This is a genomic window from Mycobacterium sp. IDR2000157661, assembly GCF_022317005.1.
In the GTDB taxonomy this organism is placed as follows: Bacteria; Actinomycetota; Actinomycetes; order Mycobacteriales; family Mycobacteriaceae; genus Mycobacterium.
In genome coordinates this window covers 2,919,789-2,936,207 of record NZ_CP081006.1, presented here as the reverse complement: position 1 = coordinate 2,936,207, position 16,419 = coordinate 2,919,789, and the positions used below count along the sequence as shown (strand labels likewise).

9 protein-coding genes and 1 tRNA gene are annotated in these 16,419 nt (G+C 66.3%); 1 reads left to right on the top strand and 9 read right to left on the bottom strand.

Annotated features, from left to right (window positions below):
- Window positions 1-87: 87 nt before the first annotated feature.
- The 5 genes from thrB to argS form a co-directional block, all read right to left on the bottom strand.
- Window positions 88-1,032, bottom strand: coding sequence for a homoserine kinase (gene thrB / locus K3G64_RS15450; RefSeq protein WP_238885501.1), 945 nt, complete (start codon window positions 1,030-1,032; stop codon window positions 88-90).
- Window positions 1,033-1,051: 19 nt separating this feature from the next.
- A complete protein-coding gene (thrC, locus tag K3G64_RS15445; protein ID WP_238885499.1) occupies window positions 1,052-2,161 on the bottom strand; it encodes a threonine synthase in 1,110 nt (369 codons plus the stop codon).
- A complete protein-coding gene (locus K3G64_RS15440; protein ID WP_238885496.1) occupies window positions 2,158-3,486 on the bottom strand; it encodes a homoserine dehydrogenase in 1,329 nt (442 codons plus the stop codon). Before K3G64_RS15440 ends, thrC begins: the two co-directional genes overlap by 4 nt.
- Window positions 3,487-3,489: 3 nt before the next feature.
- Complete coding sequence (gene lysA / locus K3G64_RS15435) at window positions 3,490-4,824, bottom strand: diaminopimelate decarboxylase (protein WP_238950704.1); 1,335 nt, start codon at window positions 4,822-4,824, stop codon at window positions 3,490-3,492.
- 80 nt (window positions 4,825-4,904) lie between these two features.
- Window positions 4,905-6,557 carry an arginine--tRNA ligase gene (argS, locus tag K3G64_RS15430; protein WP_238885495.1) on the bottom strand — a complete coding sequence of 551 codons (1,653 nt, stop codon included), beginning with the start codon at window positions 6,555-6,557 and terminating at the stop codon, window positions 4,905-4,907.
- Between the two features lie 101 nt (window positions 6,558-6,658).
- Between argS and K3G64_RS15425 the strand changes: the two genes are divergently transcribed.
- A tRNA-Arg gene (locus K3G64_RS15425) sits at window positions 6,659-6,734 on the top strand.
- A gap of 47 nt (window positions 6,735-6,781) precedes the next feature.
- Here the strand turns inward: K3G64_RS15425 and K3G64_RS15420 are convergent.
- From K3G64_RS15420 to K3G64_RS15405, 4 genes are all read right to left on the bottom strand, one after another.
- Window positions 6,782-10,156, bottom strand: a complete 3,375-nt coding sequence (locus K3G64_RS15420; protein WP_238885494.1) for an Ig-like domain-containing protein — start codon at window positions 10,154-10,156, stop codon at window positions 6,782-6,784.
- A 614-nt stretch (window positions 10,157-10,770) separates the two neighbouring features.
- On the bottom strand, window positions 10,771-12,468 hold the full coding sequence (locus K3G64_RS15415; RefSeq protein ID WP_238885493.1) for a CocE/NonD family hydrolase: 1,698 nt from the start codon (window positions 12,466-12,468) through the stop codon (window positions 10,771-10,773).
- A gap of 264 nt (window positions 12,469-12,732) precedes the next feature.
- Entirely contained in the window at window positions 12,733-13,836 is a 1,104-nt protein-coding gene (locus K3G64_RS15410; RefSeq protein ID WP_238885492.1) for a right-handed parallel beta-helix repeat-containing protein, read from the bottom strand.
- A 264-nt stretch (window positions 13,837-14,100) separates the two neighbouring features.
- Window positions 14,101-16,374, bottom strand: a complete 2,274-nt coding sequence (locus K3G64_RS15405) for an Ig-like domain-containing protein (RefSeq protein WP_238885490.1) — start codon at window positions 16,372-16,374, stop codon at window positions 14,101-14,103.
- Between the last annotated feature and the right edge of the window lie 45 nt (window positions 16,375-16,419).

Sequence of the window (16,419 nt, the reverse complement as noted above, 5' to 3'; positions counted from 1 at the left end):
AACGTGCTTTTTTGCCGGAAGCAAGGAATGCCTGTGTGCCGCGTGGTTCCTGTGACCGTCGTCCCGCATCCCGCCGCGCACCCACTGTCAACTTCTGGCGACCACGCCCGACGTCCAGCGGACCGCTTCACCGACAACCATCTCGCGGACGGTGTACCCGGCGGCGGCGCCGTAGTCGAGGGCTTCTGAAGGCAAATGCGGCGCCGTGGTCAGCGCCAATACCGCCGGGCCGGCCCCCGACAGCACCGCTGCAATGCCGCAACGCCGGAGGACACGCAGGTATTCCGCCGACGCCGGCATCGCCGCCGCCCGTTGCGGCTGGTGCAGCACATCCTCGGTCGCCGACAGCAACAGATCGGGCCGTTCGGTCAGCGCCACCACCAACAGCGCCGCCCTGCTCAGGTTGAAGCGCGCGTCGGTGTGGCTCACCTTCTCGGGCAGCAGCACCCTGGTCTCCGCTGTCGACGAGCGCACCTCTGGAATCGCCGCGAACAAATGGATGTCGGGATGGATGCGCAGCGGCGCGGCGGCGTAGCGCGGTGCCGCCCCGTCGGAATCCGTCCACGACACCACGCCGCCGCCGAGCACGGCCGCAGACGCGTTGTCGGGATGTCCCTCGAACTCCGACGACAGCTGGATCAGGTCCTGTTCCGACAGCGGTGTCGAACCAGCTTGCGCGACAAGGCCGTTCACCGCCGCAAGGCCTCCGACGACCGCTGCGGCGGATGACCCCAGCCCGCGTGAGTGCGGGATGTCGTTGCGGCACCGCACCTCCATGCCCGCCACGGCCACACCGGCCGCGTGCAGCCCACGCTCGATGGCCCGCACCACCAGATGTGAGCTGTCCAGCGGAACGTGACCGGCGCCTTCACCCTCGACCTCGACGGTCAGACCGGAATCGGTGGTGTCGACCACGATTTCGTCGTACAGGCTCAAGGCCAGTCCGAGGCTGTCGAACCCGGGGCCGAGGTTGGCGCTGGACGCCGCGACGACCGAGGTCGCCGTCAACCCGGCGGGCAGTGTCTGCGCCACGTCCATCTTCCCGTGCCCGCTAGACCAGGCCCAGCTTTTCGACCACCGCCACGGGGTCGACTGGCACCGGGATGACCGGAGGCATGCCCTTCAGCGCCGTGTCGGGGTCCTTGAGCCCGTTGCCGGTGACGGTGCACACCACGGTGGACCCTCGGGCCACCCAACCGTCCTCGATCGACTTGAGGAGCCCGGCGATGCTGGCCGCCGATGCCGGTTCGACGAAGACGCCCTCGGTCCGCGCGACGAGGTGGTACGCGGCCAGGATCTCCTCGTCCGTGGCGGCCAGGAATCGGCCGCCGGACTGCTGCTGCGCCTCGACCGCCGTTGTCCAGGACGCCGGCGACCCGATCCGGATCGCGGTGGCGATGGTCTCGGGCTCCCGCACGGGTTCGCCGAGGACCAGCGGCGCTGCCCCGGCTGCCTGAGTGCCCAGCATGCGGGGCAGGCGATCCGAAACCCCGTCGTGGTGGTACTCGGTATAGCCCTTCCAGTACGCGGTGATGTTGCCCGCGTTGCCCACCGGCAGCGAGTGCACATCGGGCGCGGCGCCGAGCGCGTCGACGATCTCGAACGCCGCCGTCTTCTGCCCCTCGATGCGGAACGGGTTGACGGAGTTGACCAGCGACACGGTCGGGAAGTCGGCGGTGAGCTTGCGCGCGAGCTCCAGGCAGTCGTCGAAGTTGCCGTCGACCTGAATGATCTTCGCACCGTGCATGACCGCCTGGGCAAGCTTGCCCATCGCGATCTTGCCCTGCGGCACCAACACCGCGCAGGTAATGCCCGCACGCGCGGCGTAAGCCGCCGCGGACGCCGAGGTGTTGCCGGTGGACGCGCAAAGCACCGCCTGCTGACCGTTCGCCACCGCCTCGGTCACCGCCATCGTCATGCCACGATCCTTGAACGAGCCGGTGGGGTTCAGGCCCTCGACCTTGAGATGCACTGTGCATCCGGTGTATTCGCTCAGGCGCTGGGCAGGCAGCAACGGCGTGCCGCCCTCGCGCAGCGTGATCGGCGTCCAATCGTCCCCGATCGGCAGGCGGTCGCGGTAGGCGGCGATCAGCCCGGGCCACGGGTGGTGGACGGTCCCCCTAGCTGCGCTGGGGGTGCCCCCATGTGGTGGGGCGCTCATTGGTCGTCGATCCCTTCCATCCGCAGCACGCTGTTGATGCTCTGCACCACCTCGAGGTCGGCCAACGCAGCCACGGTCTCGGAGAGCGCCGCGTCGGTGGCCTGATGGGTGACCACGACGATGCGCGCACCGCAACGCTGACCCTCCGCGTCGACCATGCCCTCCTGGCGCACCTCGGCGATACTCACCTCACGCTTGCCGAATTCGGCTGCCACAGCGGATAACACACCGGGCCGGTCGGCCACGTTCATGTTCACGTAGTACCGGGTCGGGATGAGTCCGATCGGGGCTATCGGGAGCTTGGCATACTTCGATTCGCGCGGTCCGCGACCGCCCTGGACCCGGTTGCGCGCGGCCATCACCAGATCGCCCATCACCGCTGAGGCCGTCGGCGCGCCGCCGGCACCCTGACCGTAGAACATCAGCCTGCCCGCGGCCTCCGCCTCGACCACCACGGCATTGAATGCGCCGTTGACCGCCGCCAGCGGGTGGCTCAGCGGCACCAACGCGGGATATACGCGTGCGGAGACGCGTTGTTGCCCTTCATCGGTGGTGAGCCGCTCACAGAGGGCCAGCAGCTTGATGGTGCACCCCAGCGCTCGGGCCGACACGAAGTCGGCGGCGGTGACCTTCGTGATGCCCTCGCGGTAGACGTCGTCGGCTGTCACCCGGGTGTGGAAGGCGATCGACGCCAGGATCGCGGCCTTCGCCGCCGCGTCGTACCCCTCGACGTCGGCAGTCGGATCCGCCTCGGCGTAACCCAGGGCGCTCGCGTCGGCGAGCGCGCTTGTGTAATCGGCGCCGGTGCTGTCCATCTCCGAGAGGATGTAGTTTGTGGTGCCGTTGACGATGCCTGCCACTCGCAGCACGCTGTCACCGGCCAGCGACTGGGTCAGTGGGCGGATGACGGGAATCGCGCCTGCCACCGCAGCCTCGAAATACAGGTCCACGTGGGCGCTTTCGGCTGCCTGTGCCAGTTCGCCGGTGGATACCGCCATCAGCGCCTTGTTCGCGGTGATGACGGACTTGCGCTGCTCCAGAGCAGTCAAGATTGCCTTGCGCGCGGGCTCGACGGGCCCCATCAACTCGACGACGATGTCGACGTCGTCGCGCGAGACGAGTTCCTCGATGTTGTCGGTGAGCAACTGGACCGGGACGCCGCGATCGTCGGCCACCCGGCGCACGCCGACGCCGCGCAGCTCGAGCGGTGCGCCGATCCGGGCGGCCAGGTCGTCGGCGCTCTCGTTGATGATGCGGACCACCTGGCTACCCACGTTGCCCATGCCGAGAACGGCCACGCCGATGGGCTTGTCGGGCTCACTCATCGCTTACCTCACTTCCAGACTCAGCAGATCGTCGACCGTCTCCCGGCGCAGGATCAGGCGGGCTCGCCCGTCGCGCACGGCCACCACAGCGGGACGGCCGATCAGGTTGTAGCGGCTCGACATGGAATAGCAGTAGGCACCGGTCGCCGCGACGCCCAGCAGGTCGCCCGGCTCGAGGTCATCGGGCACCCAGGTGTCCCTCACGACGATATCGCCGCTCTCGCAGTGCTTTCCGACGATACGGCCGCGTATCGGCGCGGCCTCGGTGAGTCGTGAGATCAGCCGCACGTCGTACTCGGCGCCGTAGAGCGACGTGCGGATGTTGTCACTCATCCCGCCGTCGACGCTGACGTAGCGGCGGTACTTGTCGGCGGCGACCGCCACATCCTTGACCGTGCCGACGCGATACAGCGTGATGGTGCCCGGCCCGGCGATGGCGCGACCGGGTTCGACGACCAACCGCGGAGCCGGCAGTCCGACGGCCGCGGACTCGTCGCGCACGATGGCGGTCAGATTCGCGGCTAGCTCGGCGACCGGCGGCGGGTCGTCGGCCGGCAGATAGGAGATGCCCAACCCGCCACCGAGGTCGACGATCGACATCTGCGACGTCTTGTCCACCCCGAACTCGGCGACCACATCGCGCAGCAGGCCGATTACGCGGTGCGCGGCGATCTCGAAACCGGCCACGTCGAAGATCTGCGAGCCGATGTGGCTGTGCAGGCCCTTGAGCCGGAGGTTATCGGTCGTGAACACCCGGCGTACGGCGTCCATCGCCGCACCGCTGGCGAGTGACAGCCCGAACTTCTGGTCCTCGTGCGCAGTGGAGATGAATTCGTGGGTGTGCGCCTCGACCCCGACGGTAACGCGAATCAGCACGTCCTGCACCACACCGGCCGCGCCGGCGATCTCGTCGAGCCGCTCGATCTCGGTCATCGAGTCGACCACAACGTGCTCAATGCCGGCCTTGACGGCGGCCGTCAGCTCATCGACGGACTTGTTGTTGCCGTGCAGCGCGATTCGCTCTGCGGGGAATCCGCCGTGCAGCGCGACGGCCATCTCCCCGCCGCTGGCGACGTCGAGGGACAGGCCCTCCTCGTTGATCCAGCGCGCCACCTCGGTGCACATGAACGCCTTGGCGGCGTAACGCACGTTCTGGCCGCCGCCGAATGCGGCCGAGATCTCGCGGCAACGCGCGCGGAAGTCGTCCTCGTCGACGACGAACGTCGGCGTGCCGAACTCGGTCGCGATGTCGGCGACGGACACGCCCCCGATCGACACGACACCCTCGGCGTCGCGAACGGTGCTGCGCGGCCATACGTTCGGCGCAAGCAGAAGCATCTCGGCGGGCGACTGCGGTCGCGGTGGGGCGCCGCCGTGGTGGATTTCTTCGGCGTGCCGGGGGCCGGCGGGATGGGCGATCACATGCGCTCCGGGGCGGTGACGCCGAGGATGGAAAGGCCGTTGGAGATCACCTGTCGGGTGGCCTGGCACAACGCCAGTCGCGCACCGTGCAGTTCGCCAGGCGCCTCGTCGCCCTGGGGCAGCACCCGGCACGAGTCGTAGAATCGGTGGTAGTCACCGGCCAGCTCCTCCAGATAGCGCGAGACGCGATGTGGTTCACGCAGGGCGGCAGCGGTTTTCAGTATCCGCGGGAACTCGCCGATGTTGCGGATCAGGGTGCCCTCTTTGTCGTGGGTGAGCAGCCGCAGGTTTGCGGTGTCGGCGGTGACGCCGAGGTCGGCGGCGTTGCGGGCGAGGGCGGATAGCCGGGCATGCGCGTATTGCACGTAGTAGACGGGGTTTTCGTTGGACGCCGACGACCACAACGCCAGGTCGATGTCGATCGGGCTGTCCACCGACGAGCGGATCAGCGAGTACCGGGCGGCGTCGACGCCGATCGCCTCGACGAGGTCGTCGAGGGTGATGACCGTGCCGGCCCGCTTGCTCATCCGGACCGGCTGCCCGTCTCTGACCAGGTTCACCATCTGGCCGATGAGCACCTCGACGGTCGCGGGGTCCTCCCCGAGTGCCGAGGCGACGGCCTTCAGTCGAGCGATGTAGCCGTGGTGGTCGGCGCCGAGCATGTAGATGCACAGGTCGAAGCCGCGTTCGCGCTTGTCGAGGTAGTAGGCGATGTCGGCGGCGACATAGGCCGGTGCGCCGTCGCTCTTGATGACGACCCGGTCCTTGTCGTCACCGTAGTCGGTGGTGCGCAGCCAGACGGCGCCGTCCTTCTCGTAGATGCTGCCGGCCTCGCGCAGCCGGGCGATCGCCTGCTCGACGCGTCCGGAATTGTGCATCGAGTCTTCGTGGGTGTAGACGTCGAAGTCGGTGCCGAAGTCGTGCAACGACTGCTTGATGTGGGCGAACATCAGGTCCACACCGATCGCGCGGAACGTCTCGCGCACCTCGGCGTCGGGCAGCCCAAGCGCGTCGGGCTCCTTGGCGAGCACCTGAGCGGCGATGTCGGCGATGTAGTCGCCGGCGTAGCCGTCCTCCGGTATGGAGTTGCCCTTGGCAGCGGCGATCAGCGAGTTCGTGAACCGGTCGATCTGCGCGCCGTGGTCGTTGAAGTAGTACTCCCGTACCACCCGGGCGCCCTGGGTGGACAGCAGCCGGCCCAGGGCGTCGCCGACCGCGGCCCAGCGGCTGCCGCCGATGTGAATCGGACCGGTCGGATTCGCGGAGACGAACTCGAGGTTGATGCTCTGCCCGGCCAGTACGGCGGAATGGCCGTACTCGGGCCCCGCGGTCAAGACGTCGGTGACGATGACGTTCTGCGCCGAGGCCTCGATCCGCAGGTTGACGAAACCGGGGCCCGCGACGTCGGCGGCGGCGATGCCGTCATTGTCGGCCAGCGCGGCGGCCAGCCATCCGGCCAGCTCGCGCGGGTTGGCGCCGACCTTCTTGCCGAGCTGAAGCGCCAGGTTGGTGGCGTAGTCACCGTGCTCTGGGTTGCGCGGGCGCTCGACGGTGACCGTCGTCGGCAGCGCTGACGCGTCGAGACCGTGCTCGACCAGCACCGCGGCGGCGGTGGTCCTGAGCAGTTCGGCGAGATCGGCGGGGGTCACGAGGGTCCATCCTATGGTCTGTGCACCTCCGGCCCCGAATCCATAACCGCTGCCTGACATGCGTTAGGCTGTGCAGGCCCAACGGCGCAGAATTCTCGTGCGCCCCCGTAGCTCAGGGGATAGAGCGTCTGCCTCCGGAGCAGAAGGCCGCAGGTTCGAATCCTGCCGGGGGCACCAGCATCTTGCCAGGTAGAGGCTTTCCCCGCCTCTGATACCGGATCCCCTCAGAGCGTCAGCGACGTGGTCGCGGGCAGCGTCGGTGCGATGTCGCTTATGTCATTGATCGGCGTGATAGTCACCGCTCCATCCTCCGACACTGTGAGCGTGAAGACCGACCAGAAGTCTCCTGCTCCCTCGGCGGGCACCGAGAACGTCACAGAGTGTTGCCAGCTGCTGGGGTCGGTCACCGTCACCGACGCGCCGGAGCCGGCCAGAGTTCCGGTACCGGCGAACCGTTGAACATAGAAGACGTACTCGCCAGGCGTCCGTGTGTTGATTTCAGTGACCTCGGGACCGAACCCGTCTGTGTCGTCGTCCCCCAGGAACGCGGCTCGTTCCGCAGCGCCTCCGAGGGTGCCGTCCACGTTGTAGGACGGGTTCGCATAGTAGACGTGGAAGCCTCGGCCATCCCCTGTCGCGGACGGCCCGAGCAAGTGTGCGTCCAAGTCATCGGGGTCGGCGAGCCAGTTCAATTGGATGGTGACCGGCGGCGTGACGGTGACCGTGACGGTGGCCGGCGCGCTGTTGGAGGTTCCGCCGTCAACGGTGTAGCTGAAGCTGTCGACACCGTCGAAGTCGGCGTTCGGGGTGTAGGTGATGGTGCCGTCGAGGTTGACGGTGGCTATCCCGTTCGCAGGTCCGCTGACCACCGTCGGCGTCAACTCGGCGCCCCCGGCGTCGGTGTCGTTGGCGAGCACGTCGATGACAACCGAGTTGTCCTCGCCCGTTCGGGCGGTGTCGGGTTCGAGGACTGTCGACTCCTCGAACGGCGTGCTCACCACCAACAGAGCCGCGGCGTCGGCTACCAGCAGCGCGTCACGTCCCGGCACGAACGCCGCGTCTCCGGCCGCACCGATGACGACCTCGTCGACCACAGTGAGTCTGCGGAGGTCCAGCACCGAGACGTTTCGATCGGCTCTGACCACATACCCCCGAGTGCCGTCATCGCTGACCGCGATGGCCCGCGGATCACCCGCGAGGCGGACGGCACCGACACGTTCGAGGGATTCAGCCCGAGCATCCCACGCCTCGACCTCCGCAACGCCGGCCCGCACGACGGTCGCATACACGCGGCGGCCGTCAGGGCTGATCTCCAGACCGGTGATGTCGCCGCCGAGGTTCACCTCGTCAACAACCCGAAGCGTGTCGGTCTCTGCAGCGACGGCGGCGTCCCCACCGGCAGTTCTCAGCGTGGCGGCGCGGCTCACTTCGATGACCCGGATGCTGCCGCGGTCGGCGACATACACCCGCCTGCGGTCGGGAGTCACCGCGAGGCTCGGCGCAGCGCCCCGGTCTCCCGCGGCACCCTCGAGTCGGCCGGCCACCCGGTGTTCCCTGGCGTCGATCGCCAACACGGCACCGTCGGCGTCCACGGCGTAGACGCGGTCGTTCTCGGCGTCTCCGCGGGCCACCGCCAGATCCGTCACTGCGCCGACCGAGACCCGATCGGGCACACCATCACCGTCGGTGTCGACCTCACGATGGGTTACCCGATCGATGATCGAGACCGTGCCGTCACCCCGGTTGACGACGTAGGCCTGTTCGGCATCTACGGCCACGGCACCCGGGTCCCGCCCGACCTCGACGGTACCGCCGACACTCCAGCCATCGGAGTCGCTGTCGGCGTCGATCCACGTCACGACGCCGTTTCCGTCCGCATCGTCGTCAGCACCGGACGCGATGTACCCACGGTCACCGTCGGGCGCGACTGCCACCCCCGTCAGGTCTACGCCGACGTCTTCGACCACGGCTGTGACCACTGCGTCAGCGACGGAGGCGACATTGATGGTCACCGTGGCGGTGTCGGCACGGCCAGCGGGGTCGGTGATGCGGTACGCGAAGGTGTCGGTGCCATTGAAGTCCTGGTCGGGCGTGTAAGTGAAGGCGCCAGAAGCAGAATCGAAGTCCAGCGTCCCATTGGCAGGGCCTCCTACTGTGACGAGAACGACCGGGTCGCCGTCGGGGGCGGTGTCGTTGGCCAACAGTTGGGCGCGGGTGATGACCGCCGGGGTGTCCTCGACGGCGTCGATCGTGTCGCTGACCGCGTTGGGGCCGTCGGGTGCGGCGGTGACGGTCACCGTGACGCTGGCGGTGGCGGTGTGACCGCCGCCGGTGAGTAAGCCCCACAAGTCGTGGATATGTGGGGCGCTGGTCTCGTCGCTGACGGTGTAGGTGAAAGTGTCGGTGCCGCTGAAGGCTTCGTTCGGCGTGTAGGTGAGGCTGCCGTTGGCGTTACGCACGACCGTGCCGTTGGACGGTTGGGTGAACGAGACCACCGCGATGGTGTCGGGGGTCGGCTCGGTATCCGGGTCGGCGTCATTGGTCAGCGGGTCGACGGTGATCGCGGTGCCCTCGGCGGTGGACACCGCGTCGTCGGCGGCGATGGGCGTGCGGTTGAAGAAGGTGCGGTGGAATTGCTGAACCTCGCGGCGCACGAACGCCAGCACCGCCCACAACAGCGGCGGATCTGCCGGCATGGCCGGGGCCGGAGCCAAGAATGGTGACAAGAAGACAGCCACCAATGTGCGGGTGACTGTGTCCGCCACCGCGGCGAGGGCGAGGAAAGCGTTGGCCGGCGCGGTGTGAGACTGCGCGGGCTGCGTCAGAGCACTCATCGCGTCGGCTCCGCCCTCAGCCGGACCATTCGACAGCATGATCGTCTGCGCGCCGGCAGCGGTGTAGTCCTGGTCAGCCATCGCGGCCACTCGCTGCTCGATCGGGCCCTCAGCAATGGCGCTCAGGTGGCGGTCCCGCCCGGAGTCAGCGCTGCCGGGCGGCGCCAAAGATACCGCCCAGTTGTGCTGTGACACCATGATTTTCGAACTATCACTCGCGCTGGTGGCCTGGCGCTCGGCCCCGGGCCGCGGTACCGCCGCATGTGCAGTGACCTCGATGCCCGGCGCTGAGGTGTACTCGTCCGGCCGCACCGGCTGCACTGTGCCTTGTGGCGCTTCCTCGACCGACTCTGGTTCACCGACTGTCGCATCGGCGTCCGACCCGTCGCGACCGTCTCCGTCGGTTTCCACGCCACCGGCGTAATTCATCTTCGGTACATACGGATTGCTTTCGGTGAGGCTTTCGTCGCCCTCGTCGGGCTCGTCATCCTCGTCCCCCGCGAGGGCCGTGGGCGGATCGGCCGACGACGACGCCACCCCCGCGGCAGGGGAACCCGCCGTGACCGCTGAGCCTGCTTCAACCGACGCGTCGTTTGATACGTCGTCAGAAGTCTCGGTGTTGTCGGCTCGGGCCGCACCCAGTCCGACACCGTGGCCCGTAGCCACAGCGAACCCGACTCCCATCGCCACGGCGAGAGCGCCGACCCGCCCGATGTACTTGCCGTAACCAGCGGTGCCGATGGTGCGCACCTCCGTTGGAGGCACCTCGCGCAGGGCGTTCGAAGCGGACGCGGTGTCCGCGCGGCGGATTCGACTTCTACGCTTGTTTGGCTTGCCTCGGACCTGACGACGATGCACTCCAGCGGCCATGTGAATTCCCCAACCCTGCGAAAATCCCGAGATGACGTTTGCGAAAACAATTTACGCCTCCGCTAGATAACTCCACATCGGATCCGTTGAAATGCGATCAGCGGTTCACCGTGTGGCCCGGCTACCAGTGTGGCCGTGCAAACTTCGCATTTGTTGCCGTAACCGAGTCAGCGGTTCTTAACATGTCGTGAACCGGCAATCTCTCCATTCATATCGCTTTGCTGGTACGGCGACTTGTCGTGCGGCAGCGCCAGAAAATTCGGACGGCGGCGTCGTGCCGTGCAGGGCCTCGGCCACATCCCCGGCTACTGCCCGCTCCAGATCCAGTGTGTGTTTGAGCGAGGGGTCACCGGGCCGGCCCCGGGATGGCAACCGGCGGTCGACGAGAGGGGCGAGCGATGACTGACGAAACGACACTCGCGGCGAACCGGCGGATCGGGCGCCGTGAGGTGTGAAACACTCGGCCACCCCGCAGGCGTACGCTGCTCGTTCGCATGGTGTGCGGATCGTCAGGAGTCTGCGGCCTCTGACGGCCGTCCGACTGTGACCGGGAGGGTCAGCCGCGAGTGCATGCCCTCGCCGTGTTGGACCGTATGTGTGACAGCGACGAGCTCCTGTGCATTCCAGGGCGACTCGGCGGTGCCGGTGTTGCGGCTGAACCGAGGGTGGGCGCCGCCGGCGACGACGAGCCGGATTCTCGATCCGGCGCGGAAGCGGTGCGCCACCGGGTCCATCTCGATGCGAACCGGCGCGGGATCGACCGATGCCGTGAGCCTTCGGAAGCCGTCGGTAACGTTGCGTGACTTCCCGCGCCGGTTCACCTCGCTGATGCGTACAAAGACGTCGGCGCACGGGTTGTCCGCAGAGTGGATGAGCTCGACCGTCGGACTGCCCATCAGGTACACATCAGCGCGAAGCGGTTCGGAGACGAAGCTCAAGACGTCATGACGGTAGGCGAGATGGGTGTCGTCGCGGTAGCCGCCGGACGGTGACAGGAAGGGGCCTCCGGGCACCGGCGTCGGCGATGCCGGGTCATAGCGAAACCTTGACGCTGCGCCCCGGTCTCCGGATTCGGCTTCCAAGAGGGCCTCGCAACAGGCCAGATACCAACACCGCTCTTCACTTTGGGGGGCCCAGGCAGGCAGATCGACCCATGCGTCGTTCGTGATCGACGCGCGGACCGGACTGCGCACCGGTGTGCTGACCTGACCTGCGACGTACCGATCAAGCCAGTGCAGAGTCTCTCGAGAGACATCGCCGATCGCCGTCGTCAGCATGGAAAGATGGCTCCAGGAACCGACAGTCAGTGCCACATCAACCCCGCGCTGGTGGAGGCGGTGGTACTGGTCAAGCGTTTGAGTGAGGAATGCGTCCTGCCAGCCGGTGATCAGCAACACCGGGACGTCGATCTTTTCGAGCGCTCCATCGAATCTCATCGGTGTCCAGTACGGATCCGCCTTGTCGCTGTGCTCGATCCAAGTCCGATACCACGGAGCACTGTCGCCCAGCAGCGCCGAGGCGGCGTCACCGAGTGGGAATTCGGCCAACGCGGCATCCAGCGCGTCATTGGTGCGGCTGACGGCCAACAGCTTCTGCCAGCGGCTGACATCTTCTTGATTGGCAACCTGGTGCGACCACCCGAGAGTATCCGCCAGAGCGAATGCTCCAGTGTCCCAGGAAATTCGACTAGCATCATGGGGCCCGACAACCGAGATAACCGCCGTCACGTCGGATGGCGGGTCATCGAGCAGCGCCCAACCCGCCATCGCGCCGTACGAAACACCCAATATCGCGAAGCCACCTGTGTACCAATCCTGTTGACTCAGCCACTTCGCGGTGTCGAGGCCGTCGTCCTTCTCATACGTCATCGGCGAGAGCGTGCCGCCCGAACCGAAAGTGCCGCGCACACTTTGGATAACGATGTGATAGCCACGTGAGGCATACAACTGGCCGAAAAGCAGCGATGACAGCATCCCGCGACCGTACGGACTGCGCATGAGGATCGTGCCCGCCGCGCGGTGCGTCACCGGCGCGTAGTGGTCGGCAAGCAGTTCTACGCCGTCGCGCATCGGCACTCTGATGCCGCGGCGGACCGTGTATCCGGTTCTGACTGGCGGTAAGGACAGTGCTCGACCCACCGCCAGGTCCCCGAGCCGCCGCAAGCGCGAGGATCTTCCGCCGTCGGCGGCCTGCCGCAGATCAGTCATCATCCTCATCCCGCAGCATGTCACCCCACAGCAGGCAGGTGATGTTGAAAAGACACTCAGTCGCCCTGCCGGTCACCACAACCCGCAGCGGCGGATCCGGGCGACGGTACCGCGACACCTCTGCCATCACACCCCCTACGTCGGCAGGTCCGGCGAAAGTTTACAAGCGCTCCGACGCCAGCACGCCTCAAATGAGAGGCGGGTGTTCAGGTCGGGTAACCCGTGCCGCGCTGATGCTGGTTTGAATTCAGGCGAGAGGATTACTCACGGCACTGGTATCGGTCGACCGTTCATGGTGACGCCCGACGTCGTGTAACTGCTTCTCGCGACGTTCGCCCAAACGACTGGTGTCTCGGGCTGCTGAGTGATGGCGATGTCGCGCAGCGCCACCCGGCTCGGCGGCCCAGCCCAGAAGGCGGCGACGCCGATGTTGGCGACAGCAGACTGAGGGGTGTCGGCGATGGTCAAGCCAGATACCTCGACGTCCGAGACGTTCGCGAAGTAATTCTGGCTGAGTATCGTGAGGGCACCGGTGGGAATGCCCCCGCCGTCATTGCCCCGGGTGACCTTGCCGCCCGTTATCCTGACCCCGCTTGTGGCTGCGGTGAAATACGGCCAACCTTGGGAGCCGATGAATATGCCCGACAGTGGCGTGCTGGTGACCGTCGGATTGTTGATCGAGACGTTGTCAGCACCAACAACGACGATCCCGCGCTGGCCGGGTCGACTGACGACCGGCGACTCTATGACGATGTTTCGGCAGGGCGCCGCGGGAGGGAAGCTCCACAGATAAGAGACGACGGCTATCGCATCATCACCGGACCGTTCGACCGTCACATTGTCGAGCCGCCCGGTGTTGGATCCGGCCGATACCTGAACGCCGTCGGCAGCTGTGTCGCGAATCGTCACGCGCTCGACCCGGAAATTACGTGCACCGACGACATAGATTCCCGCCGATGCGCCACCGGTGATGTTCACATCGCTGATGACCGTGCCGGTGCTGCCGAAAACCAACCTGGATTGATTGGGGCCGTCCTGCCGAGGGGCTCCCACCAACCCCGTCAGGTTGAGATCGCTCACAATAACGTTGTCAGCAAGGATCTGCAGAGCAGCGAGCGACGGGTTGGTGGCTCTTAGCGTCGCGCCGTTGCCGTTGATCCGCACGCCCGCGACCCGAATGGTCAGCACGTTGCTGTACTCGTATGTGGCGGCGGCGTCGAGTGTCAGCGTGTCTCCGGCCTTGAGCGCGTTGAACATCGATTGCAGGGCATAAGTGTTGTCCGCTGCCTTCGCGGGCGGGGGGCCCGCGAAGAGCGGAGCACTCAGCAGGCTCCAGACAGCGGCCAGTATTGCCACTGGCTTCCTCATTGGGGGCTCCTCGGTAGAAGCGTGTCAACTGTCACGAGGCCCGGTCGATATCGACTGACGAGCGAGGTTCTGCTGACCGTTGGATAGGCGTCGATATGCCGCCGCGGGGTCCTTGATGCGGACTTTTTCTACCATTCAGTCGATGCGAGCAGACTGATCTTGATCAGTTCGTTGCCATTCCAGAATGGATTCGTGTCCTGGTGCCATTCAGTATCTTGTTGAGAGACAACGATTTACCGATGCGGCAATAAGCATGCGATCGGTCTAGGCGGCCAGCGCGCCGCTCGAACCGACAATCCGAACCGTCGCATTGTCCAGGTGGATGACCGTCCCCACCGGCCCGGCTATCTCGGTGGTCGATCCCGTGAACACGTGGGTGACCCAGCTCGCAGTGATGTTCCGTACCGCAGCCGCGTTGTTGGGCTGGGCGGCACCGCAGAAGAACGTCGCGTACCAATTGGTCGTTTCGCCCTCGGCGTCGAGGTGGCCACCCCCGTCCAACATGATGCCGGTGAAGTTGCTGGGCGGTGATGTCAAGGTATTGTAAGCATGCTGACCACCGTAGTTACACGAACACGGTTGAGCGGCAATGAGATACACCGGTACCGCATTGACTCCACTCAGCTTGGCAAGTCCGACTCTGGCCTCACGGGTGTCAACGGAGTCATACAAGATGACGGCTTTCAGCGCACTGGCATCGCCGGAATCGGCCATGTATCCGGCAGCCGCTGAGACGACTGTTCCCCCCGCTGAATGTCCCGCCAACACCACCTGTTTCGGCAACGTGACCGAGTATCCAGCCGCGGCGGATGCACTGGCCGTCAAGGCGGCGCGATCTCCGGAGAACATCGACGCTACGGCGCGCTGTATGGGGCTGCCCCAGATGTTGTACGGATCGAAGTAGTTGGAACTGATGTCCGGCGTGACCACGACGCTGTTAGTGCTCTCGGCGAGTTCCCTGGCGAGCGCCGACACATTGGCACTGGATCGATAGAAGCCGTGTTGCAGATAGACCACGCCGACCGGCGGCTCGTCCTTGTTCGGGAAATACCACGTTGCCGGGACGGTGTAGCCATGACCGCCGGGAAGGACGAGAGGTGCATGGCCGGTCTTGATCGACGTGCCGGTGACCAGGGAGACAGACCGCAATGCCCCGTCGTATGCATCGGCAACGTACAACCGTGATCCGTCAGCGCTCAGCACCAACGAATGGGCGCCCCACTCGGGCTGGGGATCAACGGTGATGGTGCGAAGTAGGCGGTTGCCCGCCACGTCGATCACGGACACGGTGTCGTCGCTGTTGGCTACATATGCAGCTGTCCCGTCCTTGCTCAGCACAATCGACGTAGGCGCCGGCCCCACCGAGACCGTCGCCGTCAGCCGCGGAGTAGGCCCTGTCGTGTCGATGATGGACACGGTGTTGGAGTACTGATTGGCGACGAATGCCCGATCGTGGCCGACCGCCACCGAGCTCGGCGCGGCACCTACTCCCACCGTCGCCAGCACGGTCGGTGTGGGTGTGGTGGTGTCGATGACCGACACCGTCCATCCTCCGAGGCTGGTGACGTAGAGCCGTGTTCCGTCGGGGCTGAGCCCGGCACCGCCGGGCGAATAGCCCGCCCATACCGTGGCGGTGACCCGGTTGACCGCTGTGTCGATCACCGACACTGTCCCGCTGGAGGTGTTGACTACGTATGCGCGCGAGCCGTACGGGCTCACGGTGATGCCCGTCGGCCCGTAGCCGACAGGGATCGTCGCGATAACCGTTGGCGTCGGCGCGGACGTGTCAATCACCGATACGGTGTGAGACCAGGAATTGGTCACGTAGATGCGCGATCCGTCGGCAGTTCCGGCGGCCACAGCGGTGGGACGCCAGCCGACGGGAATGGTGGCGAGCAGGACCGGCGCGGGCGTTGAGATATCGATTACCGACACGGTGTTGGAACCTTGATTCGCGACATACGCTCGGTCACCGATGACGGCGACGCCGCCCGGGAGGTAGCCCGTCTGGCCGGCGTTGGTTGCCACCGAAAGGTTGGCCGGCGAAACCGCCACCCGAACGATGGAAGTCGATGCGGTTTGACCGTCGCTGGCCTCAACCGTAAAGGAGTCCAGGTCTACACCCATGGTCTGCGCAGCGGCCAACCTGGCTGCAGTCGTCGGTGTGTAGCGGAAAGTGCCGTCGGCGTTCACTAGGACCGACCCGCCCATGGAAGACCCCTGTATAAGGGTGTAAGTCAGTGACGTCCCGGCCGGATTCAGCGATCCCGAGATCTCGCCCGTCACCGGGTCCGTCGTGCCAACGCCCTCGATCACGGATGGCGGTTGGCCGGCGTCGGTCTCCGGCAGTGGATCGAAGGACTGGCCGGTGGTGGTGGTGGCGAGACTCGTTACCGGCACGTCGCGAACCAGCGATTGCTGGCTCTCGCGACGCATCCAACTCATCAGCAAGAGCAGAAGCGGGGACTCCAGCGGCGCGCCAGGCACAGCACCGGCGAACGCGCCGACCCAGGCCAGCATGTGTGAAACGGCGGTCATGACGATATTCAGCGGGGCCAGCACGCCGTAGAAATAGGCGGGAGC